General features: G+C 63.7%; 23 protein-coding genes and 1 pseudogene. 7 read left to right on the plus strand and 17 right to left on the minus strand.

All coding sequences use genetic code 11. The features are described from left to right. Positions 1–18 precede the first annotated feature (18 nt). Positions 19–1,026, plus strand: a complete 1,008-nt coding sequence (locus tag ACO07W_RS06760; RefSeq protein ID WP_421841836.1) for a nucleoside hydrolase — start codon at positions 19–21, stop codon at positions 1,024–1,026. An 8-nt stretch (positions 1,027–1,034) separates the two neighbouring features. Here the strand turns inward: ACO07W_RS06760 and ACO07W_RS06765 are convergent, their stop codons facing one another. Then, the gene (locus ACO07W_RS06765) at positions 1,035–2,594 is read right to left on the minus strand and encodes a DNA polymerase Y family protein (RefSeq protein ID WP_421845843.1); all 1,560 of its coding nucleotides are present in this window, start codon (positions 2,592–2,594) and stop codon (positions 1,035–1,037) included. 38 nt (positions 2,595–2,632) lie between these two features. After that, positions 2,633–3,289, minus strand: a complete 657-nt coding sequence (locus ACO07W_RS06770) for a hypothetical protein (protein WP_421845844.1) — start codon at positions 3,287–3,289, stop codon at positions 2,633–2,635. A gap of 77 nt (positions 3,290–3,366) precedes the next feature. On the opposite strand from ACO07W_RS06770, the gene ACO07W_RS06775 reads away from it, so the two are divergent. Then, complete coding sequence (locus tag ACO07W_RS06775) at positions 3,367–4,089, plus strand: hypothetical protein (RefSeq protein ID WP_421841840.1); 723 nt, start codon at positions 3,367–3,369, stop codon at positions 4,087–4,089. Positions 4,090–4,095: 6 nt separating this feature from the next. Here ACO07W_RS06775 and guaA read toward each other — a convergent pair whose 3' ends face one another. Continuing rightward, positions 4,096–5,661, minus strand: coding sequence for a glutamine-hydrolyzing GMP synthase (gene guaA / locus ACO07W_RS06780; protein WP_421841842.1), 1,566 nt, complete (start codon positions 5,659–5,661; stop codon positions 4,096–4,098). A gap of 58 nt (positions 5,662–5,719) precedes the next feature. Here guaA and ACO07W_RS06785 point away from each other — a divergent pair. Continuing rightward, a pseudogene (locus ACO07W_RS06785) lies at positions 5,720–6,515 on the plus strand (beta-phosphoglucomutase family hydrolase). Further along, entirely contained in the window at positions 6,512–8,872 is a 2,361-nt protein-coding gene (locus ACO07W_RS06790; RefSeq protein ID WP_421841844.1) for a glycoside hydrolase family 65 protein, read from the plus strand. The pseudogene ACO07W_RS06785 and the gene ACO07W_RS06790 overlap by 4 nt, the downstream one beginning before the upstream one ends. 72 nt (positions 8,873–8,944) lie before the next feature. On the opposite strand, the gene ACO07W_RS06795 is transcribed toward ACO07W_RS06790, so the two are convergent. Next, positions 8,945–9,511, minus strand: coding sequence for a TetR/AcrR family transcriptional regulator (locus ACO07W_RS06795; RefSeq protein ID WP_421841846.1), 567 nt, complete (start codon positions 9,509–9,511; stop codon positions 8,945–8,947). 61 nt (positions 9,512–9,572) lie between these two features. Here ACO07W_RS06795 and ACO07W_RS06800 point away from each other — a divergent pair, with 61 nt between their 5' ends. Next, on the plus strand, positions 9,573–10,502 hold the full coding sequence (locus ACO07W_RS06800) for a TauD/TfdA dioxygenase family protein (protein WP_421841848.1): 930 nt from the start codon (positions 9,573–9,575) through the stop codon (positions 10,500–10,502). On the opposite strand, the gene ACO07W_RS06805 is transcribed toward ACO07W_RS06800, so the two are convergent. From ACO07W_RS06805 to guaB, 3 genes are all read right to left on the minus strand, one after another. Continuing rightward, entirely contained in the window at positions 10,499–12,235 is a 1,737-nt protein-coding gene (locus ACO07W_RS06805; protein WP_421841850.1) for a GMC oxidoreductase, read from the minus strand. The two genes, ACO07W_RS06800 and ACO07W_RS06805, sit on opposite strands and share 4 nt — an antisense overlap. Positions 12,236–12,328: 93 nt before the next feature. Then, a complete protein-coding gene (locus ACO07W_RS06810; protein ID WP_421841852.1) occupies positions 12,329–13,456 on the minus strand; it encodes a GuaB3 family IMP dehydrogenase-related protein in 1,128 nt (375 codons plus the stop codon). Between the two features lie 13 nt (positions 13,457–13,469). Then, positions 13,470–15,068: an IMP dehydrogenase gene (gene guaB / locus ACO07W_RS06815; RefSeq protein ID WP_421841854.1), complete on the minus strand. Its 1,599-nt coding sequence runs from the start codon at positions 15,066–15,068 to the stop codon at positions 13,470–13,472. 243 nt (positions 15,069–15,311) lie between these two features. Here guaB and ACO07W_RS06820 point away from each other — a divergent pair, with 243 nt between their 5' ends. Continuing rightward, the gene (locus tag ACO07W_RS06820) at positions 15,312–15,725 is read left to right on the plus strand and encodes a DUF5319 domain-containing protein (protein WP_421841856.1); all 414 of its coding nucleotides are present in this window, start codon (positions 15,312–15,314) and stop codon (positions 15,723–15,725) included. Positions 15,726–15,754: 29 nt separating this feature from the next. On the opposite strand, the gene ACO07W_RS06825 is transcribed toward ACO07W_RS06820, so the two are convergent. The 3 genes from ACO07W_RS06825 to ACO07W_RS06835 all read right to left on the minus strand — a co-directional run bounded on the left by ACO07W_RS06825 (position 15,755) and on the right by ACO07W_RS06835 (position 18,155). Next, positions 15,755–16,657, minus strand: coding sequence for an anti-sigma-D factor RsdA (locus ACO07W_RS06825; RefSeq protein ID WP_421841858.1), 903 nt, complete (start codon positions 16,655–16,657; stop codon positions 15,755–15,757). Further along, on the minus strand, positions 16,650–17,225 hold the full coding sequence (locus ACO07W_RS06830) for a sigma-70 family RNA polymerase sigma factor (protein ID WP_421841860.1): 576 nt from the start codon (positions 17,223–17,225) through the stop codon (positions 16,650–16,652). The genes ACO07W_RS06825 and ACO07W_RS06830 overlap by 8 nt, the downstream gene beginning before the upstream one ends. Before the next feature lie 81 nt (positions 17,226–17,306). Next, positions 17,307–18,155, minus strand: coding sequence for a hypothetical protein (locus tag ACO07W_RS06835; RefSeq protein WP_421841862.1), 849 nt, complete (start codon positions 18,153–18,155; stop codon positions 17,307–17,309). A gap of 371 nt (positions 18,156–18,526) precedes the next feature. Here ACO07W_RS06835 and ACO07W_RS06840 point away from each other — a divergent pair, with 371 nt between their 5' ends. Beyond that, the gene (locus ACO07W_RS06840; protein WP_421841864.1) at positions 18,527–18,835 is read left to right on the plus strand and encodes a WhiB family transcriptional regulator; all 309 of its coding nucleotides are present in this window, start codon (positions 18,527–18,529) and stop codon (positions 18,833–18,835) included. 72 nt (positions 18,836–18,907) lie between these two features. Here the strand turns inward: ACO07W_RS06840 and ACO07W_RS06845 are convergent, their stop codons facing one another. From ACO07W_RS06845 to tsaE, 7 genes are all read right to left on the minus strand, one after another. Then, on the minus strand, positions 18,908–19,504 hold the full coding sequence (locus ACO07W_RS06845) for a cysteine hydrolase family protein (protein WP_421841866.1): 597 nt from the start codon (positions 19,502–19,504) through the stop codon (positions 18,908–18,910). A 175-nt stretch (positions 19,505–19,679) separates the two neighbouring features. Then, positions 19,680–21,296, minus strand: coding sequence for a chaperonin GroEL (groL, locus tag ACO07W_RS06850; RefSeq protein WP_421841868.1), 1,617 nt, complete (start codon positions 21,294–21,296; stop codon positions 19,680–19,682). Positions 21,297–21,393: 97 nt separating this feature from the next. Further along, entirely contained in the window at positions 21,394–21,696 is a 303-nt protein-coding gene (gene groES, locus ACO07W_RS06855) for a co-chaperone GroES (RefSeq protein WP_421841870.1), read from the minus strand. 243 nt (positions 21,697–21,939) lie between these two features. Then, entirely contained in the window at positions 21,940–23,001 is a 1,062-nt protein-coding gene (gene tsaD, locus ACO07W_RS06860; RefSeq protein WP_421845845.1) for a tRNA (adenosine(37)-N6)-threonylcarbamoyltransferase complex transferase subunit TsaD, read from the minus strand. Then, entirely contained in the window at positions 23,001–23,477 is a 477-nt protein-coding gene (gene rimI / locus ACO07W_RS06865) for a ribosomal protein S18-alanine N-acetyltransferase (RefSeq protein WP_421841872.1), read from the minus strand. The genes tsaD and rimI overlap by 1 nt, the downstream gene beginning before the upstream one ends. Further along, the gene (tsaB, locus tag ACO07W_RS06870; protein ID WP_421841874.1) at positions 23,474–24,103 is read right to left on the minus strand and encodes a tRNA (adenosine(37)-N6)-threonylcarbamoyltransferase complex dimerization subunit type 1 TsaB; all 630 of its coding nucleotides are present in this window, start codon (positions 24,101–24,103) and stop codon (positions 23,474–23,476) included. Before tsaB ends, rimI begins: the two co-directional genes overlap by 4 nt. Next, positions 24,100–24,555, minus strand: a complete 456-nt coding sequence (gene tsaE / locus ACO07W_RS06875; RefSeq protein ID WP_421845847.1) for a tRNA (adenosine(37)-N6)-threonylcarbamoyltransferase complex ATPase subunit type 1 TsaE — start codon at positions 24,553–24,555, stop codon at positions 24,100–24,102. The genes tsaB and tsaE overlap by 4 nt, the downstream gene beginning before the upstream one ends. Between the last annotated feature and the right edge of the window lie 8 nt (positions 24,556–24,563).

Genomic DNA, 24,563 nt, shown 5'->3' on the forward strand with positions numbered 1-24,563 from the left:
CGGCGTATGGTGACGGCGATGAAAGCGGTTTTCGCCGACGTTGACACCGGTATCGACGACGCGATCGCGTTGGTGTATCTGCTGGCCAGTGCTGACGCCGAGCTGGTCGGCATCGCATCAACCGGCGGAAATACTGCGGTTGACCAGGTGTGTGCGAATAACTTGGGCTTGCTCGAATTGTGCCGGTCCCCGGAGATACCCGTATCCAAAGGAGCCGATGCACCCCTAGGCCGGAAGAAGCAGGACCCGTGGACTGGTTACTCAAAAGTTCACGGCCCCAAAGGTTTAGGATACGCCGAGCTACCACCCACCGGTCGGCAGCTGACCAACCACGACGCGGCGGCAGCTTGGGTCGCCGCAGCACACGCCCGCCCCGGGGATCTGATTGGCCTGGTCACCGGCCCACTAACCAACCTGGCTCTGGCGCTGCGCGCCGAACCCGAACTGCCGACGCTCTTGCGTCGACTGATCATCATGGGCGGCAGGTTTGACAACCCAAGCTGCTCGAGCAACAACACGTCAGCAGCTGAATGGAACATTAGGGTAGATCCAGAGGCGGCCAACGAAGTGTTCGCAGGCTGGGCTGCGACAGCCAGCGCCCAAGGGCAGCAGAGTCTTCCGATTGTGTGCGGGTTGGACCTCACACGGGTTGCCGCGATGACACCGGACATCTTGACCAGACTGGTGTACGTCGCTGGCGCAGTGGACTCGCCCAATCCGTTGATCAAGATGATCGGGGACGCATTGCGGTTCTATTTCGAGTCCCACCACGACCGCGGTCACGGGTATCTGGCGTATATGCACGATCCGCTGGCCGCCGCGGTTGCGCTGGACCCGCAGCTAATAGCGACGCGAGTCGCGACAGTGGACGTCGACCTAGCGGATATACCCGGCACGACGGTCGCCGACTGGTCTGGAAACCGAGAACCTAATGCGCGGGTGGGCATTGGCGTCGACCCCGTGGTGTTCTTCGACCGGGTCATCGAACGGGTCGGACCGTTCGCGCGACGGTTGGGCGCAACGTAGCCGCACAACTATTCGTAGAGCCCCTCGAGGTACCAACAACGCTCGCGGTAACAAAGCAGCAGCGCACGCTCATCTTCCAGCAGAACCTGCGCCCGAGCAGAGCTGCCCACGTGATCGGCAGCCGCTCCGTCCGGAGCCCACCACCGCTCGTCTACCAACCATGGTCCGGCCCACCAGCGCAGTCGGCTGTCCCGATCGTTCACCGTCAACCGGGCAGGGTCGGCGGAGAACATACCGCGGCTGGTCACCCGTACCGGCCTTCCTTGGGCATCAAGCAATTCCACCGGATCATCAAGCAGCACCACCGGCGACGGCTCGGGCAGTTGGCCTGGCCAGGGTTGACTCGGGTCGGCCTGCGGCGCCAGTTCGTCACCCAGCGGAGCAAACATGATGCGCTCATCCGGTGCGCGACCGCCGCTGAGTACGGGCACCTGCACCGCCTCTGGGCCGAGCAACCCCTGAACCCGCACTAGCGCCCGACGCGCCCGCAGCCTGTCCCCCTCACCGAGTCCACCCCATAGCGGCAACTGCATCGCCTCGGCGGAGATGACCTCTATCGCCTGCAGCCGCAGTTCTGTAACTGCCGCATCAATGGGCTGAGGAGCAAACGCATCTTTGTGCACGGTCCGATTGCTCAACCACCCGTCCAATTGCCAACGCACCCGATCGGCGGTGGCCTCTTCCGTCAACGGCTCAGCGCATCGCCATACCCTGTTCAACTCTTGGCCGTTGGCTGTGACGGCCTGAATGGCCAACCGAGTACATCCCACTCCGACGGCCATCAATGCTTGGTGCAGGGCTCCGGCCAGCGAACGCGCGGCGAATGCCCCAGCATCAACCCGGTCGATCGGGGGGTCACAGTGCAACACGGCGTCGAGTTCTGGCGGCACCTCGCGCCTGGATGGAGCCCGCTCCGGTTCGCCACAGGCGAACCGGTGCGCGGCCACAGCATCGGCGCCAAACCTGGAAGTCACATCGGTGCGCGACAACGCGGCGAACTGGCCGAGAGTGCGAATCCCCATCCGCCACAGCAGCTCTGTCAACTCACCCCGCCCACGGCCGGACAGACTCGGCTCGACGGCAAGCTGTCGGATTGACAGTACCGACAAAAACTGCGCACCCTGTCCCGGCTCCACGATGCGGCCCGCCCGCGCAGCAAAGACCGCGGTAGATAGCTGGTCTGCGATCCCGACCTGACACTCGGCGCCAGCCACAGCTACCGCGTCAATCAACTGCTCGGCCGCCTGCTGCTCGGATCCGAAAAAACGGGCCGCCCCGCGCACCGGCAACACCAAGAGGCCAGGTCGCAGCACCTCAGCGTGGGGCACCAGATTATCCACCGCCATGACCACCTCTTCGAAGAAGCGGGCGTCTCGGTCTGCGTCGGCGGTGGTGATGTGCAACTGTGGGCAGCGGACCGCTGCCTCCCGGCGCCGCAGCCCTCGCCGCACTCCAGCCGCACGCGCGGTCGGCGAACAGGCGATCACTCGGTTCGCCAGGGTGACCGCGACCGGAGTCGTCACGGGCTTGCCCGCGGCTGCAGCCGCTGCCACCGCGGGCCAATCCATGCACCAGATCGCCAGCACCCGAGACGTGGCCCCGTTACTCACCCGGTCCGCACCCAGCCGATCCTCCGCCCTGCCGCACACACCTCACTAATCTGCAGCCGCACCGCACTGATGCGCCCGAATCCGGGGGTGGGCGCGCTGCGGCCGCCCGCCGTGATCTCATAGCCACAGACTCGGGCCTCCAACCGCGTCGGCGCCCCTTCCCAGTCACCGTCGGTGACCAGCAGTGTGCACCCTCTATGCCGGGCGCGAGCTACCACTGCCCGCGCCCGTGTCCGCGTCACCCGACGCCCACCCAGACCGAGCACAACCAGGTCCATACCATCGGTGAGCACCGCAGCCACTTCCACCGGATCGGTCCCGGGATTCGGTATCACCGCGAGCCGGCTCAGATCCGCCCCCATCTCTACCGCGGCTAGCAAACCGATATCCGGGTGGCCGACAATAGCGGCGTTGCCCCCCGCCGCCGTCACCTCGGCCACCATGCTGAGCGGCAAGGACCGAGCTCCCGAGAGCACCGCCACCGTTCCCCGAGCCAACCGCATCGGCGCTGCCGGCGACAGGTCATCTGCCTCGGTGGCCATGCCTTCCTGGCCGGACATCTTGTCGGATATAGCGGCCATCTGCCGGCGTAGCAGCTTCAACTGTTCAGCACGATCTTCATGCCGCACATGCAGGTCAAGAGCAGCCGCCATCACCGTCTCCCGCACCGCCGCAATCGTTCGAATGTATGTTCGAGTAAACACCCGTTTCCCAACGCTCGTCAAGCAACGTGAGACGCTGCCTTGTGCGGTTGTATAGAGCTATTCCCGCCGCTGCGGCACTATCGATGTGGCTCGCGGCGTGGTGCGGCAGCATTGAGGCGACCACGCTGGCCAAGGGGGATGTAGGGGCCTGCCAGCCGGGAGATCAATCGAGCCCTCATGCGGAGTTGTTCGCCACCAACAACACCGCCACCATCACCGACCCCGGGTCAATCGCAGGCAGTCAATTACACGATGGGCTGCAGCTGTTCGAGATGCAAGCCACCACAACGATCGCGCGACACGGTGCAGCAGTTGCGGGATCGACCCTGGTCGACGGAGTGTCTTGGTCCAAAGAACTGCAGCAGAACACCTATGAACGTTCACGAGAATTTCATCTGTGTGGTGTCGACCAGCCCACATTGCACGCGCTCGCTGAAGCACTACGCCGCCAGTTCAACCAAAAATCGGTTCTAACCTTCGGCTATCTGCCGCAGAATGCACCCGAGGCCAACGCCGTCACCATCGATGTTCCCGGCATCGACATCGCACGCTTTGGCGATGCGCTCGCCGCCGACGCAGCTGCTCACAATCGATTACCGGGAGGATCTGTCACCACAACTGATCACACCCTGATCTTGATCGCGGGCAGTGACGATCTCGGTATAGCCCGCCGACTGATCGACGCGGCCGGCGGATCCTGGAATGCGGCCACCATCGCGTACGGCAAGCGCGAGGTGGTCGGCTCCTAGCCTGGGCTACTCCCATTCGATGGTGCCGGGCGGCTTACTGGTGACGTCCAGCACCACGCGGTTGACCTCAGCCACCTCGTTGGTGATGCGGGTCGAGATACGCTCCAGCACCTCGTAGGGCACTCTGGTCCAGTCGGCGGTCATAGCATCCTCACTGGACACTGGACGCAGCACAATCGGGTGCCCGTAGGTCCGGTTATCGCCCTGCACGCCAACTGAGCGGACGTCGGCCAGCAACACGACCGGACACTGCCAGATCTGGTTGTCCAGGCCCGCCGCAGTTAGCTCCTCACGCGCGATTGAGTCGGCGCGCCGCAACGTGTCCAGCCGCTTCGCGGTGACTTCGCCGACGATCCGAATACCTAAGCCCGGCCCCGGAAATGGCTGACGCGCCACGATCTCTTCCGGCAGACCCAACTCCCGCCCAACCGCACGCACCTCGTCTTTGAACAACAGTTGCAGTGGTTCAACCAAGGCGAACTCAAGATCATCAGGCAGACCACCAACATTATGGTGACTCTTGATGTTCGCCGCACCGCTGCCGCCACCGGATTCCACCACATCCGGATATAGCGTGCCTTGCACCAGGAACTCAATATGAGGTCCAGAGGCGCTGTCGCCCAACATATCCCGCACTGCGGCTTCGAATGTCCGGATGAATTGCCGACCGATGATCTTGCGTTTGCCTTCGGGAGCAGTAACACCCGCCAGCGCATCGAGGAAGGTCTGCGCCGCGTCGACGGTCACCAGATTGGCTCCGGTGGCGGCCACGAAATCACGTTGCACCTGCGCGCGTTCGCCGGCGCGTAACAGCCCATGGTCAACGAAGACACACGTCAACCGATCGCCGATCGCACGCTGCACTAACGCCGCGGCCACAGCCGAATCCACACCGCCGGACAGTCCGCAGATCGCGTGGCCGTCACCGACCTGGTTACGCACCTGCGCAATCAGCGAACTAGCGATGTTCGCGGGCGTCCATTGGGCGCCGAGTCCGGCGAAGTCGTGCAGAAACCGACTGAGGACCTGTTGCCCGTGCGGAGTGTGCATTACCTCGGGGTGATACTGCACACCAGCCAGCCGCCGGTCGGCATCCTCGAAAGCGGCTACCGGGGCGCCCGGACTACTGGCGACGACATCGAAGCCGTCCGGGGCGACCGTGACCGCATCACCATGGCTCATCCAGACCGGCTGGACACCCGGCAGGCCTGAATGCAATTCTCCACCAACGATTTTCAGTTCTGTTCTGCCATACTCACTGGTACCGGTGTGGGTGACGGTCCCCCCGAGCGCCTGCGCCATGGCCTGAAACCCATAGCAGATGCCAAACACCGGCACGCCGAGGTCGAACAGCGTCGGATCAAGTTGCGGAGCACCGTCAGCGTAGACACTGGCCGGCCCTCCGGACAGCACGAGCGCCAGGGGGTCACGAGCCTTGATCTCCTCAATAGTCGCGGTACACGGGATGACTTCGGAGAAAACCCGCGCCTCCCGAACCCGGCGAGCGATCAACTGCGCGTACTGGGCACCGAAATCGACCACCAATACCGGCCGCGGCGACGCTGATTCCACGAGCACCGAGTCTAGTGGCCGCCAGGGCCGAGCCGCGCCCGAGCGCGACGCAGCGGGCATGGTGAACTGGTATCGCCCGACCGCTCCCGCCAAACCAGATAGCGAGGTTCACCGTGCTGGGTCTGCCAGAGAAGGTACGCGCCTGCCTATTCGACCTCGATGGTGTACTCACCGATACCGCGAGCCTGCACACCAGGGCCTGGAAGGCCATGTTCGACGCCTACCTGGCCCAACGTGCCGCAGCCCGCGGAGAAACGTTTGTCCCCTTCGATCCGGCCGCGGACTACCGGCAGTATGTGGACGGCAAGAAGCGCGAAGACGGGGTCAGGTCATTCCTACGCAGCAGGGGAATCGAACTACCCGACGGCAGTCCCGACGACCCGGGCGACGCTGAGACCGTATACGGCCTGGGTAAACGTAAGAACGACATGTTCCAGAAAGCCCTGCACGACGATGGTGTCGAGGTGTTTGGCGGATCGCTGCGGTACCTGGAGGCGGTCTCGGCCGCCGGTCTTGGCATCGCGGTGGTGTCCTCCAGCGCCAACACTCGCGACGTGCTCGAGACCACCGGATTGGACCGGTTTGTCCAGCAGCGGGTAGACGGTGTCACGCTGCGCGAAGAGCATATCGCCGGCAAGCCGGCCCCCGATTCCTACTTACGCGGGGCGCAGTTGCTTGACGTTGCCCCTGCCGCAGCAGCAGTGTTTGAGGACGCCCTCTCTGGCGTAGCGGCCGGCCGGGCCGGTAACTTCGGCTTCGTGGTGGGTGTCGACCGGGTAGGCCAGGCTGAAGATTTGCGCCGCAATGGCGCCGACGTGGTGGTGACCGACCTGGCCGAACTGCTGCGGTCATGATCTCCGAAGAAGCCTTTCCCGTCGAACCATGGCAGGTTCGCGAGACCCGGCTCGATCTGAATTTGCTGGCCCAGTCGGAGTCCCTATTCGCGCTGTCCAATGGACACATCGGGCTGCGCGGTAACCTCGACGAGGGTGAGCCGTACGGTCTGCCGGGCACCTATCTGAACTCATTTTTCGAAATTCGGCCGTTGCCCTACGCCGAGGCCGGGTACGGGTATCCGGAAGCCGGCCAGACTATCGTCGACGTCACCAACGGCAAGATTCTGCGCCTGCTGGTCGACGACGAGCCCTTCGATGTCCGCTACGGCGAAGTGATCACCCACGAGCGAGTTCTTGATTTGCGTGCCGGGACGCTGACTCGCCGTGCACATTGGCGCTCACCCGCAGGCAAGCAAGTCCGGGTGGTGTCGACCCGACTGGTGTCACTTTCCCACCGCAGCGTCGCCGCCATCGAGTACGTCGTCGAGGCAATCGACGAATTCACCCGCTTAACGGTGCAGTCCGAGCTGGTCACCAACGAAGACCAGCCGGAAACCTCGGCCGACCCGCGGGTGTCGGCCATCTTGGACAAGCCGTTGGAAGCGGTCGACCACGAACGCACCGACCGGGGCGCACTTCTCATGCACCGGACTCGGAGCAGCGCCCTGATGATGGCCGCGGCGATGGACCATGAGGTCGAGGTTCCAGGGCGGGTCGAGATCACCACGGACGCACGTCCCGACTTGGCCCGCACTACCGTGATCTGCGGGCTGCGCCCCGGACAGAAGCTGCGCATCGTCAAATACCTGGCTTATGGCTGGTCAAGTCTGCGCTCCCGTCCGGCCCTGCGCGACCAGGCAGCGGGGGCCTTGCACGGCGCCCGCTACAGCGGGTGGCAGGGGCTGCTGGACTCGCAGCGGGCCTACCTCGACGACTTCTGGGAGAGCGCGGACGTCGAGGTCGAGGGCGACCCGGAAAGTCAGCAGGCAGTGCGATTCGGGCTCTTTCACCTGTTGCAAGCAAGCGCGCGCGCTGAACGTCGCGCCATCCCCAGCAAGGGGCTCACCGGAACGGGCTACGACGGCCATGCGTTCTGGGACACCGAAGGTTTCGTGCTACCTGTACTGACTTATACCGTTCCCCATGCGGTTGCCGACGCATTGCGCTGGCGGGCATCGACGCTGGACCTGGCCAAACAACGCGCAGCTGAACTAGGTCTCGACGGTGCGAGCTTTCCGTGGCGAACGATCCGCGGACAGGAGTGCTCAGCCTACTGGCCGGCCGGTACCGCGGCCTGGCACATCAACGCCGACATCGCCATGGCTTTCGAGCGCTATCGCACCGTCACTGGCGACCACTCGCTCGAAGAGGATTGCGGCCTGGCGGTGCTGATCGAGACCGCTCGGCTGTGGCTCTCGCTCGGGCACCATGACCGCCACGGAATCTGGCACCTCGATGGCGTCACTGGCCCCGACGAGTACACGGCGATCGTGCGGGACAATGTCTTCACAAATTTGATGGCAGCACACAATCTGGTCACCGCTGCTGATGCCTGCGTCCGTCACCCCGAAGCGGCCGAAGCTATGGGTGTCACGACCGAGGAGATGGCCGCCTGGCGCGACGCCGCGGACGCCGTCAACATTCCCTTCGATGCCGAACTCGGTGTCCATCAGCAATGTGCCGGTTTCACCACTCTTGCGGAGTGGGATTTCGAAGCCAACACAACCTATCCCCTGCTATTGCACGAGGCCTATGTGCGGCTTTATCCGGCCCAGGTGATCAAGCAAGCCGACCTGGTGCTGGCAATGCAGTGGCAGAGCCACGCGTTCACACCCGAGCAAAAGGCACACAACGTCGACTACTACGAGCGACGCATGGTTCGCGACTCGTCGCTGTCGGCCTGCACCCAAGCAGTGATGTGCGCCGAGGTCGGGCATCTGGAGCTGGCCCACGACTACGCCTACGAGGCCGCGCTGATCGACTTGCGCGATCTGCACCGCAACACCCGCGACGGGTTGCACATGGCTTCACTAGCCGGGGCATGGACGGCGATCGTCGGGGGCTTTGGCGGACTGCGCGACGATGAGGGCATCTTGTCCATCGATCCGCAGCTGCCCGACGGCCTCACACGCTTGCGGTTCCGGCTACGATGGCGTGGTTTTCGGCTGAAGGTTGACGTCAACCACACCAACGTCACCTACACCCTTCGCGACGGCCCTGGCAACAAGCTGACCATCCGGCACGCCGGTGCAGATCTCACACTGAACACGGATTCGCCGACAACTATCGCGGTACGGACCCGCAAACCATTGTTGCCGCCTCCGCCGCAGCCACCGGGCCGCGAACCAGTACACCGCCGGGCCCTAGCCCGGTGACGATGCGGGCCGCGCAGCGGCCCGAGCAGGAAGCGGGCAATCCAACATGACGCTGCGTCGAGTACATGGCCCTCAGTGCGGTTCAACGATCCTGGCCACCTCCGCCAAAACAGCTGCGCCTAGTTCGGCTTTGGTCAGCTGATCGATCCCGGTCGCCGAGCGCAGCATAGGTTCGAACAACCGCCAACCCATTTGCAGTGCGAGGGCGTTGGCAACGGCCAGCCGGGCGCTGTCGTCGCTGGTATGGCGTGGCCGCACTTGGTCAAGCAGTTCGGCAATGGTGGGAAATCGCTTCTGTAGTTGCCCTGCCGGATAGCCGTCGAGCAAGGATCGGGCCAAGACCCGCATGTGCCGGTCCAAAGCCTGTTCGACCACTTCGTCAGCTGCGTCGGAACGCCGTAGATCGGTCAGACTCGCGCCCAGGTAGTCGAGCACCGCCCCGACCAGTTGCTCCTTCGTCCCGAAGTGGCGGAATACCAGCCCGTGGTTGACCTTGGATCGAGCGGCGATGTCGCGGATCGATGTCGCGGCCGGACCTCGCTCGGCAAACAGGTCCGTGGCGGCCTCCAGAATCGCGGCGGCCACTTCTTCGCGCCCAGTAGGCATCTTCTGGCGAACGGTTGCCGATCGTGTAGTCATGTGACTACACTAGCCGATGTAGTCAACTGACTACATCGGCTAGTTCCAAAGGACGACAACAATGACTATTTCGGCTTCTCATCCAACGACAGAACAGACAAAACTGGTATATGTCACCAAGCTGGGCAGTCGTATCGGCGCCCAAGTCGATGGGGTGCGCCTCGGGGGCGACCTTGACCCGGCGACAGTAGCCGAGATCCGTGCGACGCTCCTGGCCCACAAAGTGATCTTCTTCCGTGGACAAAATCACCTCGATGACGAGAAGCAGCTCGCATTCGCCGGCCTGCTGGGCACACCGATTAGCCATCCCGCCGCGATCGCCTCCGTGGAAAACGCCCCGATCATCACGGCGATCAACTCCGAGTTCGGTAAAGCGACGCGCTGGCACACCGACGTTACTTTCGCCGCCAACTACCCCGCGGCATCGATCCTGCGGGCCGTCACACTACCCACCTACGGGGGCTCGACTATCTGGGCCAACACCGCGGCGGCCTACGCAAACCTACCCGAACCGCTAGAACGTCTGGTCGAGAATCTGTGGGCACTACACAGCAACCGCTTTGACTACGTGGCCACCGAGACGGACGAATCGCCCACCCCTGCCCAGCAAGCGTATCGACAAGCGTTCGAAAAACCCGATTTCCGGACCGAACACCCGGTGGTGCGGGTACACCCGGAAACCGGCGAGCGCACCCTGATCCTGGGAGACTTCGTACGCAGCTTCGTCGATCTGGACAGCCACGAGTCGAGCATGCTGTTCGAGCTGCTGCAAAGGCGGATCACCGTACCCGAGAACACCATCCGCTGGAACTGGAGACCGGGTGACGTTGCCATTTGGGATAACCGAGCAACCCAACACCGGGCAATCGACGACTACGACAACCAGTATCGGCTCATGCACCGGGTCACCTTGATGGGCGATGTGCCCGTCAACGTGTACGGACAACATAGCCGGGTAGTCAGCGGGGCGCCGCTAGCTCATACAAATTAGCCCGCGGTGCTAACCGGATCAATCGGCAGCCACCGCAGCCCGCCTGGCGCGTCAGCGGGCACCACCGGGCGCTCCGGCTCGATCGGTGCCAGCTGGCGGTACGCCTGGCCCTGCACCGGCCGCTGATCGTCCCGCCCCTTGTTCGGCCACAACGACGCGGCGCGCTCGGCTTGCGCGGCGATAGACAACGATGGATTGACACCCAAGTTCGCCGAGATCGCCGCACCGTCGACCACAAACAGCGTCGGGTAGCCGTAGACCCGGTGATAGGGGTCGATGACACCATGCGCGGGGCTGTCACCAATCACCGCGCCGCCGAGAAAGTGCGCGGTCAACGGGATATTGAAAAGCTCACCCCAGGTGCCACCGGCGACGCCGTTAATCTTGGCAGCGATGCGGCGGGTGACCTCGTTACCGATTGGGATCCACGTCGGGTTCGGCTCGCCGTGCCCCTGCTTACTGTCGTACCAGCGGGTACCGAGCTTTCCGCGCTTGGTGAATGTGGTGATCGAATTGTCCAGGTGCTGCATCACCAACGCGATCATGGTGCGCTCGCTCCACTGTCGGGGATTGAGCAACCGGATCATGCCGCGCGGATCCTTGCCCGCGGTCCGCAACAACTGCCTCCAACGCGGTACGTCGGCGCCCAAGGGACCGGAGCCGTCTGTCATTAAGGTCTGCAGCAACCCCATTGCATTGGACCCTTTGCCATAACGGACGGGTTCTATGTGCGTGTCAGCCGTTGGGTGAATAGACGATGTGATCGCCACTCCATGGGTCAGGTCCAGATCCGGTGAGACATTCAACCGCGCGGCACCGACGATCGACTCGGAATTGGTCCGGGTCAACACACCCAGTTGTTTCGACAACTTGGCAAGTTTGCCCCGGTCGCGCATCTTGAAAAGCAGATGCTGGGTTCCCCAAGTACCAGCGGCCAGCACCAAGTGCGTGGCAGTGTACGTGCGCTTGCCCCTGCGCAACGTACTGCCAGTGCGAACGGTACGGACTTCCCACAAGCCGTCGGAGCGCTGCTCGAACGCTTTTACCGTCGTCATCGGATGCACCTGTGTGCCCGCGGATTCGGCGAGTCCAAGATAGTTCTTCACCAGGGTGTTCTTCGCGCCTCGGCGGCAGCCGGTCATACACTCACCGCATTCGATGCACCCGGTGCGCGCCGGCCCGGCACCACCGAAATAGGGGTCCGGGACAGTCTTGCCGGGTGTCTTGATGCCGTCGGGGCCGAAGAATACGCCGACTGGGGTCGGCACGAACGTGTCACCGAACCCCATCTCGTCAGCGACTTCCTTGACGATGCGGTCGGCGTCGGTGAGAGTTGGATTCTCCACCACGCCAAGCATCCGCTGCGCTTGCTGATAATGCGGCGTCAGCTCAGCACGCCAGTTCGTAATGTGCGACCACTGCCGGTCGGTGAAGAACGGCTCCGGTGGCACGTACAAGGTATTGGCGTAATTCAGCGAGCCTCCCCCTACTCCGGCGCCCGCCAGAATCATCACGTTACGCAGCAGATGAATACGTTGGATGCCGTAGCAACCCAGCATCGGCGCCCATAGAAACTTGCGCAAATCCCAAGAGGTTTTGGCGAAATCCTGGTCGGAAAACCGCCGACCGGCCTCCAACACGCCTACCCGGTAGCCTTTCTCCGTCAGTCGCAGCGCGGTGACGCTTCCCCCAAAACCAGAACCGATGATCAGGACGTCATAATCCGGCTTCATCGCAATATTATGACCGTCTTTACCCTCGGGCAGCTAATCAGCTATGCCTAAGTTCGTCGACTGTGCAGGCGGTTTCACGCCCGACATAAGCCGTCAGGTCGCGACATTCAAGCCAACCTTCTGAAACTCCTTCAAGTCGCAATAGCCGGCCTTAGCCATCGATCGGCGCAAACCGCCGACCAGATTCAGCGCACCGAATGGGTCTTCGGACGGCCCGTTGAGGACTTGCTGCAGCGGCGGCCGCTCCCCCATGGCTATCTGAAGCAAGGCCCCACGCGGCAACGAGGGGTGGGCCGCAGCTGCTGGCCAAAACCAACCACCGCCCAGGGCCTCGGCACATTCGGCCAGCGGCGTACCCAGCACCACCGCGTCCGCGCCACAGGCGATGGCCTTGGCCAGTTCGCCAGAACTGTGAATATCACCGTCGGCTAGTACATGCACGTACCGACCGCCCGTCTCATCAAGGTACTCACGCCGAGCGGCAGCCGCGTCCGCTATTGCAGTCGCCATCGGCACGCTGATGCCCAGTACCTCGTCGGTGGTCGTCACCCCTCTGGTAGAGCCATACCCGACGATGACGCCGGCGGCGCCGGTACGCATCAGATGCAGCGCCGTGCGGTGGTCGAGAACACCGCCCGCGACGACGGGAATATCGAGCTCAGCGATGAAGGTCTTCAAGTTCAGTGGCTCACCGTCTCGAGCCACATGTTCGGCGGAGACAATCGTGCCCTGGATGACCAGCAGGTCAATCCCGGCAGCGACCAACACCGGAGTCAACGCCTGGGCGTTCTGCGGACTCAGACGCACTGCGGTGGTCACGCCGGCCTCACGGATGCTGGCTACTGCAGCACCCAGTAGATCGGGGTCAAGTGGTGCCGCGTGCAGTTCCTGCAGAAGCCGGATCGCCGCCGATGGTTCCGGCTCCTTCTCGGCGGCCTCGACCAATTGCGCGACCCTCGCCTCGACATCTGCGTGCCGGCCGATGAGACCCTCACCATTGAGCACGGCCAGACCGCCGAGCCGGCCCAGCTCGATCGCGAACTCCGGCGACACCAAAGCATCAGTCGGGTGTGCCAGCACCGGGATCTCAAATCGGTAAGCGTCGAGCTGCCACGCCGTGGACACATCTTGCGACGAGCGGGTGCGCCGCGCCGGCACGATATTGATCTCGCTGAGTTCGTAGGTGCGGCGGGCAGTGCGGCCTATGCCGATCTCGACCATGTCAAGTTCGCTGTCAGCGTGCGTAGTAGTTCGGTGCTTCGACGGTCATGGCGACGTCGTGCGGGTGGCTTTCTTTGAGGCCCGCGGAGGTGATCCGGACGAACTGAGCCTGCTGGAGCACCTCGATCGTGGGCGATCCAGTGTAACCCATCGCTGCCCGTAGACCGCCGGTGAGCTGGTGGATCACCGAAGTCAGTGGACCACGGAACGGCACCCGACCCTCGACCCCCTCAGGTACCAACTTGTCCTCGCTCAGCGCATCGTCGGCAAAGTAGCGATCTTTGGAATAGGCCTTCGCTCCACCCCGGCCCTGCATGGCACCCAGCGATCCCATGCCTCGGTAGCTTTTGAATTGCTTGCCGTTAACAAAAATCAACTCGCCGGGCGCCTCCGCGGTGCCGGCCAGCAGTGAGCCCAACATGGCCGTCGATGCACCGGCCGCCAGCGCCTTTGCGATATCTCCGGAGTACTGCAACCCACCGTCTGCGATCACCGGCACACCCATCGGGCGGCACACCGCCACAGCCTCCAAGATCGCCGTAATCTGCGGCGCCCCGACGCCAGCCACAACCCGGGTCGTGCAGATTGATCCAGGCCCCACGCCAACTTTCACCGCGTCGGCACCGGCGCCGGCCAAAGCCGCGGCCGCGGACCTGGTGGCGACATTGCCGCCGACCACCTCAACCCGGTCACCAACTTCCGCCTTGAGTTTGCCGACCATGTCGAGCACCAGTCGGTTGTGCGCGTGTGCAGTATCAACAATGAGCACGTCAGCCCCGGCATCGAGCAGCATCATTGCGCGGACCCAGGCATCACCGCCGACACCAACGGCGGCACCGACCAGTAACCGGCCGTCGCTATCTTTGGTGGCCAACGGGTGTTGCTCGGTCTTGACAAAGTCTTTGACCGTGATCAGTCCGGTAAGCCGACCCCGACCATCCACGATGGGGAGCTTCTCGATCTTGTTCCGGCGCAAGAGGCCAAGGGCCGCCGACGCGCTGACGCCCTCCTGGGCCGTGATCAGCGGAGCTTTGGTCATCACCTCGGCGACCGGCCTGGACTGGTCAACTTCGAACCGCATATCGCGGTTGGTGATAATCCCCACTAACGCGCCGGATTCGTCGACCACCGGCAGCCCCGATATCCGGAACCGCGCACACAACGCATCGACCTGAGCCAACGTGTTATCCGGCCGACAAGTGACTGGGTCGGTCACCATCCCGGCCTCAGACCGCTTCACCATCTCTACCTGACCAGCTTGTTCAGCAACAGGCAGATTGCGATGCAACACCCCCATGCCGCCCGCTCGGGCCATGGCGATGGCCATCCGCGCCTCCGTGACGGTGTCCATTGCCGAGCTGACCAGCGGCACCTTAAGCCGGATCTTCTTGGTGAGTTGGCTAGAGGTGTCGGCGGCCGCGGGCACCACATCGGAAGCCGCGGGCAGCAGCAGAACGTCGTCGAACGTCAGGCCCAGCATCGCTACTTTGTGCGGATCATCGCCGCCAGTCGGCACTGGATCATCGGCCAAGCCCCCAACAGGCGCGTCCCGGACATACGGACTTACGACCAGGTCAGGACTATCTTCCAGGTGGGACATGCCACGGGACATCGGTGAGGCCCTCCAGACGCACGCGGAGTGAGAAGCCCATCCTATCGGCTCCGCCCCACCAGGTGACGATACGCGCCGCCTATGGCGCGCGGAGATAAAGAGTACGCTCGCACAAGAGGGAGACTTCAGCCACCCAGATACGGCTGGGCTTGCAGGTACGGTTGGGCAAGAACAACCGGGACAACAAGGGCCCAGCTTCCCGATTTCTAGCGCGATCGCTACCCGCCTGCGTAATGTAGAGGCGTGCGTGACCACCTACCGCCGGGTTTGCCGCCGGATCCGTTTGCCGAAGACCCTTGCGACCCATCATCGGCGCTAGACGACGTCGAACCGGGTCAGCCCTTGGATCAGGAAGAGCGGATGGCGGTGGAAGCCGACCTCGCTGACTTAGCCGTTTACGAGGCGCTGTTGGCCCACAAGGGAATCCGCGGACTTGTGGTGTGCTGCGACGAGTGCCAGCAAGACCACTACCACGATTGGGACATGTTGCGTTCCAACCTGCTGCAGCTGCTCATCGACGGCACTGTTCGTCCACACGAGCCGGCCTACGACCCAGAACCTAACGCCTACGTCACTTGGGACTACTGCCGGGGATACGCCGACGCCTCAGTCAACGATGCGGCATCAGACGCGGATGGAATCCGCCGGCATCACTGAGCTTTCTTATCGGGCCTTCTACAGACCCGCTATGGCACGGGATTGCTAACCGCCGGTTCATCGAGCCCACCCTGCGACGCTTGATTCGGCGGTATCGCTGCCACGCCGGCAGGCGCCAACGGCAGCGGAGATGTTTGAACATCCGAGGCGCCCGAAGGGTCAAGTGCCATCGGCGCGGTGCTGTCCGGGGCTCCTGATGGCGCTGGCGGTTGCTCTCCGGATGCACCTGCCGAGGGCACCTGCTCGGCAGGTGCAGGCGGCGTCCACGAATTTGCCGCCGGACTGCTCGGAACCGGGGCTTGCGGTTCCTGAGCATTAGGCGGTGTGCTGGGCCGCGCGGTGGCGTTCGGATCGCGCGTCTCCAACTTCGTATTGAGCAGGTCCACCTCTTGCTGCAAGTCTTTTCGGCGGCTGCCATCGTTCACCGCCCGCACGCTGCTGCTCACCTCGGCCAACTGATCCTGAGCCTGTGCCCACTGGCCGTCAGCGATCATTTGCTCGACCTTTGCCAGATCAGCCTTGGCGGACAACACAATCTGATCGTCACCAACTTGCGGATCATCGAAAATCATCGCGTGCAGGCCGTACAGCAGGTCGCCGGGGCGGGCATCGGCCACCACAGCACCGAACCCGCTCAACAGCAACAAGGCGGCAGCCACCGAGCCGATCGCCGCAAGGCCACGATGACTGCGGCGGCTTTCTGTCATCCCGGCGACGAGCGCCTCAATGGCCTCGTCCTGCGATACCAACGCGCTTGCCGGTGGCCACCTCAGGTCGTCGCGCCAGTCCTCCAGAAGCGCGGCCAATGCGTCCTCATTGGGATCGGAACAACCCACATCGGCGCGCTCAGCGAGCGCGTCAAGCAGCAGATCGGTGTGAGCCAGCTCGTCGAAAGCCGGCTGATCGCCTAAAACATTCCCAAGATCACGCATAGTCACCTGCCGCTACGATTTCGGATTTCAGCCGCGAAAGCGCTCGGTGTTGAGCTACTCTAACCGCTCCCGTGGTGCTGCCCACGGCGGCAGCTGTCTCCTCTGCGCTGAGGCCGACGACGACGCGCAGGATGAGGATCTCGCGTTGTTTGGCCGGCAGAACTTCCAGTAGCTCGTTCATCCGAGTGACCGAATCGGCCTCGATAGCCAACTGTTCCGGACCGGCGTCCGCCGACCAACGCTCGGGGACCGTTTCAGACGGGTACGTACGGTCGCGGCCCGCGGCCCGATGGGCGTCGGCTACTTTGTGCGCTGCGATGCCGTACAAGAATGCCAGGAACGGTCGTCCTCGGTCCCGATAGCGCGGCAGCGCCGTTATGGTGGCCAAGCACACCTCCTGTGCCACATCGTCAGCTGTCAGCCCGCTCCGCTCGATCGTGCCGACTCGCGCTCGGCAATATCGGACGACGATCGGCCGGATGGTCTCCAGCACCTCCCGAAGCGCGTTCCGGTCTCCTGCCACGGCCTGCACCACCACGGCGTCGAGACGTTCACCTTCAATGGTCATCGACGGCGATATCTCCAACGTTACGAACCGGACACATCCCGGGACTAACTCACAGATTGACAATAACGGCCGGACGGCGTTTCAAGCGGTACGCCAGGTTCCTCCGGCGTGCCGCACCTGGCCTGCGCAGATATCTCGAAGCTCACGCAGCTCTTGTACCGCAAACGTGATACTTCCGATATCGATCAGCAAACAAGCCACAGCCCAGCGCAGCGGTATCAGACCGAACCGGCCGGTAGCGTCCAGCGCCGATTCACCGACTTCGCGGGCCCGCTCGGTCGCGCCGTCACTACACAGGGCAGCGGCCAGCACCACGTCACTCTTTACCTGGTGCCGCACCGAGGCACCGGCTGCGGTGTGCATCGCCTTCGCCGCCCGAGCCAGCTCGACGCCGCCTTGGGCGTGGCGAACTGCTGCTGCCCCGTCGCCGGTAGCCATAGCCAACTCAGCAGCCACCCACCGCCGGCGCAAAGCGAGGCGATCCGCGACCCGCGCGGGCAACTGGCTCGAATCCAACACCGAGTCCGCACGAGTCAATAGTGTCGTCGCCGCACCAAAGCGGCCGACTCCGAGTGCGTCAGCCGCCAGACCGATCAGCGCATCAGCACGGGCCTCCGGATCGGACCCGGCCAGCGCCAGGGCGCGGCCATCCCAACCTCGAGCCTGGGCGTGCCAGCCGAGCTGGCGAAAAAACGATCCCTGGGTGCTGTGGGCCAGGGAAGCTAGCGGACCGGCCGAAACACAGCGTCGCAGCGCCGCCAAATCAGCTTGGCCGCTACCGTAGCGACCCTGCCCTCCGGCGGCGACGGCTCGCAACCAGAGTTGGCGTGGCGTGATCGCGCGCGGCAGTGGCCAGCTACCAGGATGTCCCCCGAAAGCGGCACCGACTAGCGTTTGCTCAATCGTCGAAGTGTGACGAATTTCAAACACCGCGATAGCTGCACCTCATTAGTAAATAGTTTGTGGTGTCTTTGTTACGAGAATATTACTCGCAGCCACCTTTGCGCCAATTCCAAATTTCCCACAGCATAGCCGTGAACAGGTAAAACTCGATGTCGATACGCTCCTGATTGTGTCACGCGCGTTCAGCCAATGCGCGATAGATGAACGCAGAGTTAATTCTCGCGCAACGCTCAAGCATTTCGTCGGAACAAGCGGCTATTGACGGGAATTCGGCAGCGACCCTAGCGTCTAGCGTTAGCAGGAAGTCATCGGTGACGCCACTCGAAAACCAGTTGCACAACTCGCGCGTTTGCGAACCTGAGCCCACTTGAGTGTGCCGCGAAGAGAGGGACACAGCAATGCCACAGCCAGAACAGCTACCTGGACCCAACGCCGATACCTGGAACTGGCAATTGCACGGCCTGTGCCGCGGCCTTGACTCATCGGTGTTCTTTCACCCAGATGGTGAACGCGGCCGAGCTCGCATGCAGCGCGAGCAAAAGGCCAAGGAAATGTGTCGGCGCTGTCCGGTCATCGACGCGTGCCGTTCTCATGCGCTGGAAGTCGGCGAGCCCTACGGAGTTTGGGGCGGTCTGTCTGAATCCGAGCGGGATCTACTCGTCAAAAGCACCATCGGACGTACCCGCAGCATCCCCCGCAGCGCCTGACCCATTCGCACGCCGGGGACGGTCCGGACGTCAGCAAGCCTGTCCCCAGCGCTTGCACGTCGGGCTCGTCGGCTATCGGATCGCTGCGATGACTTGATCAGTAGTCATGATCCGGCAACCAAAGAATCGCAGGTTGTCGATGGTGGCTCGGTGCATCGCATCGTCTGTCGCACCGTTCGCGTCATCGACAAAGACCACGTCGAATTCCCGGGTGAACGCGCTGCGAGATGTGGTTTCGCAGCACAGATTCGTCACGGCTCCGGTCACGATAAGCGTTACGATGTCGCGCTCGCGCAAGCACCGCTCTAGGTCGGTGCCCATGAATGCGTCATAGGTGTGCTTGTCTTGGACACGCAGATCATCCGGTGCGACGGGGACCTCCGGCAGGAGCTGCCAGTCGTCGGAGCCCGCGACGATATCGTCTTGCCAGTGGCGCGACAGCACGCTGTCGGAGTTGATGTCGCAGTGTTGGGTCACAACGACCGTCATATCAGCCGCGTGGGCCGCGTCGATGAGCCGGACAACGTTGGCTAGCTTCCCGCCAACGAGGCATCGGCGGAACCGCTCCTGACAGTCGATGACCGCCAACGCGGTGGCCGCAGGGTCGATCGGGCTAGGTGACCGATCGAACGCATCAGGCCGCTGATCCTCGTGAGAGGTTGTGCCCATCGCTGCGAACCTAGCAGCAAAGTGCTGGCCGCGCCGGAACTCTAACCAGCGGCGAACATAGACCTGCCGCCGCCGACCCTGACAACCCGGAACCGGCCAGTCGGGACGATGCCGAGGCCCCGCAGAGACGAAACGCCCCCGGCCGACAGACCGGGGGCGTTTCGTGTGGGTAATTCTAGTGAGCGTGGCCGTGATGGTCGTCTTGATCGTCCGCCTCGGCAGGCTTGTCAACCACAGCAGTCTCTGTGGTCAGCAACATCCGGGCCACCGACGAGGCGTTCAACACCGCTGACCTGGTCACCTTGACCGGATCGATGACGCCTTCAGCGGCCAGATCGCCGTAGCTCAGGGTGCTTACGTTCAGCCCATGCCCGGCCGGTAGCTCGCTGACCTTGTTGACCACGACCGCACCATCCAATCCCGCGTTGGCCGCAATCCAGAACAGCGGCGCGGACAGCGCCTGGGCGAACACGTCGACGCCCAGGACCTCGTCGCCGGTCAGCGATGCACGAAGCGCCTTTAACGACGCGCCAGCCTGGATGAGCGCGGCTCCACCGCCAGCGACGATGCCCTCTTCGACAGCCGCTTTCGCAGCGGCGACCGCATCCTCGACGCTTTCCTTGCGTTCGTTGAGGGCAGTCTCGGTGGCGGCACCCACCTTGATGATGGCAACGCCACCGGCCAACTTGGCCAGCCGCTCCCCTAGCTTCTCCCGGTCCCATTCGGAGTCGCTGTTGTCGATCTCGGCTCGCAACTGCTTGATCCGGTTGGCGATCGCATCCGAAGCCCCGCCACCGTCGACGATGATGGTTTCATCTTTGCTCACCACGACGCGCCGGGCTGAGCCCAGCACCTCCATGCCAACCTCGCGCAGCACCAAGCCGGCGTCGGGATTGACCACCTCGGCACCGGTCACCACCGCCAGGTCCTGGAGGAACGCCTTACGCCGATCGCCGAAGTACGGCGACTTAACAGCGACGGCTTTCAGTGTCTTGCGAATGGAGTTGACGACCATCGTCGCCAGCGCCTCGCCCTCGATGTCCTCGGCAACGATCAACAGCGGTTTACCCGATTCGGCGACCTTCTCAAGCATTGGCAGCAGGTCGGGCAGCGAGCTGATCTTGTCCTGGTGCAACAGGATCAGCGGATCGTCGAGAACGGCCTCCTGCGCATCGAAATCAGTTACGAAGTAGGCCGAGAGAAACCCCTTGTCGAAACCGACACCTTCGGTGAATTCCAGCTCGGTGGTCAAAGTCGAGGCCTCTTCGACGCTGAGTACGCCGTCGTGGCCAACCTTGCTCAGCCCCTCACCAACGAGCTTGCCGATCTGCTCATCGCGCGAGGAAACTGTCGCTACCTGTGCGATAGCACTTTCCCCGGTCACCGGCGTGGCCGCCTCCAGCAACGCCTCGGACACCGCGTCACCGGCCTTTCCGATTCCCGCGCCCAGCGCAATCGGGTTGGCTCCGGCCGCAACTAACCGTAGGCCACCTTTCACCAGCGCTTGAGCCAGCACGGTCGCGGTGGTAGTGCCGTCACCGGCGACGTCGTTGGTCTTGGTGGCCACCGACTTCACCAGCTGGGCACCCAGGTCCTCGAATGGGTCTTCCAGCTCGATGTCACGGGCTACGGTGACGCCGTCGTTGGTCACCGTCGGCCCGCCGAACGCCTTGGCCAGCACTACATGCCGGCCGCGCGGCCCAAGCGTCATCCGCACTGTATCGGCGAGCTTGTTAACACCCGCCTCCATGGCTCGACGTGCGGATTCGTCGTACTCAATCAGCTTGCTCATACGGCTGCTCCTTTAAACCGGGCAATTCCTCTAACGCATACCGCCCCGGAAATCACCCGCGTTGGGCGCGGGGATCGCCGGGGCGGAACACGGTCTCTTACTTAGAAACGACAGCCAGCACGTCGCGTGCCGACAGGATCAGGTATTCCTCGCCGCTGTACTTGATCTCGGTGCCGCCGTACTTGCTGTAGATGACGGTGTCACCCTCCGACACGTCCAGCGGAATCCGCTTCTCGCCGTCCTCGTCCCACCGGCCGGGACCGACTGCGACCACGGTTCCTTCCTGCGGCTTCTCCTTGGCGGTGTCAGGAATGACCAGACCGGACGCGGTCGTGGTCTCGGCCTCGTTGGCCTGCACGAGAATCTTGTCCTCGAGTGGCTTGATGTTCACCTTCGCCACGATTGGAGCCCTCCACTAGTTAAATCGGGTCCGTGGGCTATCGCCCGGACCGGAGTTGGCGGTCGGTCCGGGGCGTACCCCGAACCGTCCGAATTACCAGGTGATTTGACATTCTTCCGTACCCTGGCGCCGTCGTCGCGGTGCCGACGCAAGGTGCGTCCGATTGCCACCTAGCACTCTATACATGCGAGTGCTAGCACTCAAGGCCCCCCCGGTGCTTCCTGCTTGTGAGCCTGCCCGCCGTCAGTCCCGGCCATCCGCGCTGGCCTTCACCTGACCAACGACGACAGGCAAACCTGGGTCGCAGGATGCGTCCAGCGGCGACGGCTGCGCTCCCGCGGCGACCAGATGCGCGGCGAAGGCGGCGATCATGGCCCCGTTGTCGGTACACAGCCGAAGCTTGGGGATCCGCAATTTCAGACCCGCCTCATCGCAGCGGCGCGCGGCGAGCTCGCGCAGCCGTGAGTTGGCTGCCACTCCACCCGCGATCAACAGCGTCGAGACGCCGAGCCCGGTGGCGGCACGCACCGCCTTCCGGGTCAACACGTCGGCGACAGCCTCTTGGAATCCGGCCGCGATATCAGCCGTAGCCGCGTCGGGGTGGCTTTCCACGTACCGCGCCACAGAAGTCTTAAGCCCGGAAAAGCTGAAAGCGAACGGCGCGTCGGCCGGACCAGTCATGCCCCGCGGAAACGTGATGGCGTTCTCATCACCGGTACGAGCCAAGTCATCGAGCACCCTGCCGCCCGGGTAGCCCAAACCCAACAACCGCGCAACCTTGTCGTAGGCCTCCCCGGCGGCGTCGTCAACGGTGCTGCCCAGCTCGACAATCGGGGCGCCAAGCGACCGCACATGCAGCAGGTGGGTATGCCCGCCCGACACCAACAACGCCACGCATTCGGGGAGAGGGCCATGCTCGTACACATCGGCGGCGAGATGCCCACCCAGGTGGTTCACCGCATAGAACGGCACTCCCCAGGCAGCTGAATACGCTTTGGCTGCGGCAACTCCCACCAGAAGCGCGCCAGCCAGCCCGGGCCCGATCGTGGTCGCTACGACATCGGGTCTTGCCGGGTGCTCCAACCCCGCTGCCGCCAGCGCACGAACCATCGCCGGCCGCAACGCCTCCAAGTGCGCCCGGGAGGCAATCTCGGGAACCACGCCGCCAAACCGCACGTGTTCGTCAACACTCGAGGCCACTTCGTCGGCCAATAACGTCACGCTGCCGTCAGCATCCAGGCGCGCGATGCCCACGCCGGTTTCATCGCAGGAGGTTTCGATGGCCAAGATGGTCTTCGGCGAGATCAACACGTACCCCCTGGATCTCGTCGCATGGTGTAAGCATCGGCGCCACTCACGCGGTAGTACCGCCGACGCAGGCCGATCTGCTCGAACCCCACGCTGCGATACAACGCGATGGCCTCTTGATTGTCGGTACGGACCTCCAGGTAGACCACGGCTCCGGCCGCGTAATCCAGCAGTTCGTCGAGCAACATACGGCCGATGCCCCGTCTCCGATATGCCGGATCGACACCGATGGTATGCACCTCATACTCGAACGGCGCGATACGGCCCAGCCGTGAGATACCGGCGTACCCAACCAGCGTGTCTGCGCTGCGCGCACCGACGTAGCGATTACGCATGCTCGCCAGTTCACGTGCGAATGCCACCGCCGGCCACGGATCGTCTCCGTCGAACAGCAGGGTCTCCAGCTGGGCGCACCGATCGCAGTCCGCGAGTGTCAGCGGTCCGATGACGACGGGTTCTGCATGGGCAGTCATCGCCGCCCCGCCAGAGGCTTGGCGTCGGGCCGACGCAGATACAGTGGCACCAGCGGCGCCGGGTCCGCGGGCCACTCCGAAACCGCAGCTACCAGCCCGACTGGTGTCGGGTAGACCGGATGACACCGAGACAAGCTGAACAATGCCACCTGCTCTGGCGAACCGGCGACCGCTTCGGCGGAGCCAGGGTCGACGTCGGCTGGGCTATTGACCGCCGGCCCGTACGTGCGGACCCCGTCGGAGTAGCGAGCCCAGTAGACCTCACGCCGGCGTGCGTCGGTGACCACGAGAGTGTCTACGCTTGTGAGGCTGCCGATGGCGTCCAGGCTGCACACACCATGCACTCCGATGCCCAACGCATGCCCGTAGGCCGCGGCGGTAGCCATACCGGCCCGCAGACCGGTGAACGGACCAGGACCGCAGCCCACCACGACAGCGTCGAGGTCAGCCATCGCCAACGCAGCATCAGCCAGCGCGGCGAGCACGTTCGGAGTGATCCGTTCAGCGTGCGCGCGAGCGTCCACTGTGACCCGTTCGGCCAGCACGGCGCATTCGGATTCACGCAGTTGCACCACTCCTGCCGTCACGGCTGGGGTCGCGGTGTCAATAGTCAAAATCAGTGTCATGGGCTTGCCCCTGAATAGCCCCACTCCCAGGTCGCGATCCGCACATCGGAGTGGCTAAGTCGTTCAAGCCGGACAAGAAGATGCCGCGGTGAGAGACGCTCGGCGAGCCCCTCTCCCCACTCGACTACCACAACTGCGTCTTCGAGATCGGTATCGAGATCTAGGGAGTCGAGCTCTCCGAGTAGGTCGGCGCCACGGTGACCTAACAGCCGGTACACGTCGACGTGAATCATTGCTGGCATTCCCGGGTGCCGCGGCCGGTGGACACGTGCCAGCACGAAGGTCGGCGACGTGACCGGGCCGTCGACCTCCATAGCCGCGGCAATACCTTTGGCCAGGACCGTCTTTCCGGCACCGAGCGGACCCGAAAGCACCACTACGTCGCCCGCACGTAGCTGTCCGCCCAGCCGCGACCCCAATGCCATGGTGTCCTCGACGTGCGCCAGCGTCATCGTACCCC

Source organism: Mycobacterium sp. (genome assembly GCF_965230835.1).
Taxonomy (GTDB): Bacteria; Actinomycetota; Actinomycetes; order Mycobacteriales; family Mycobacteriaceae; genus Mycobacterium.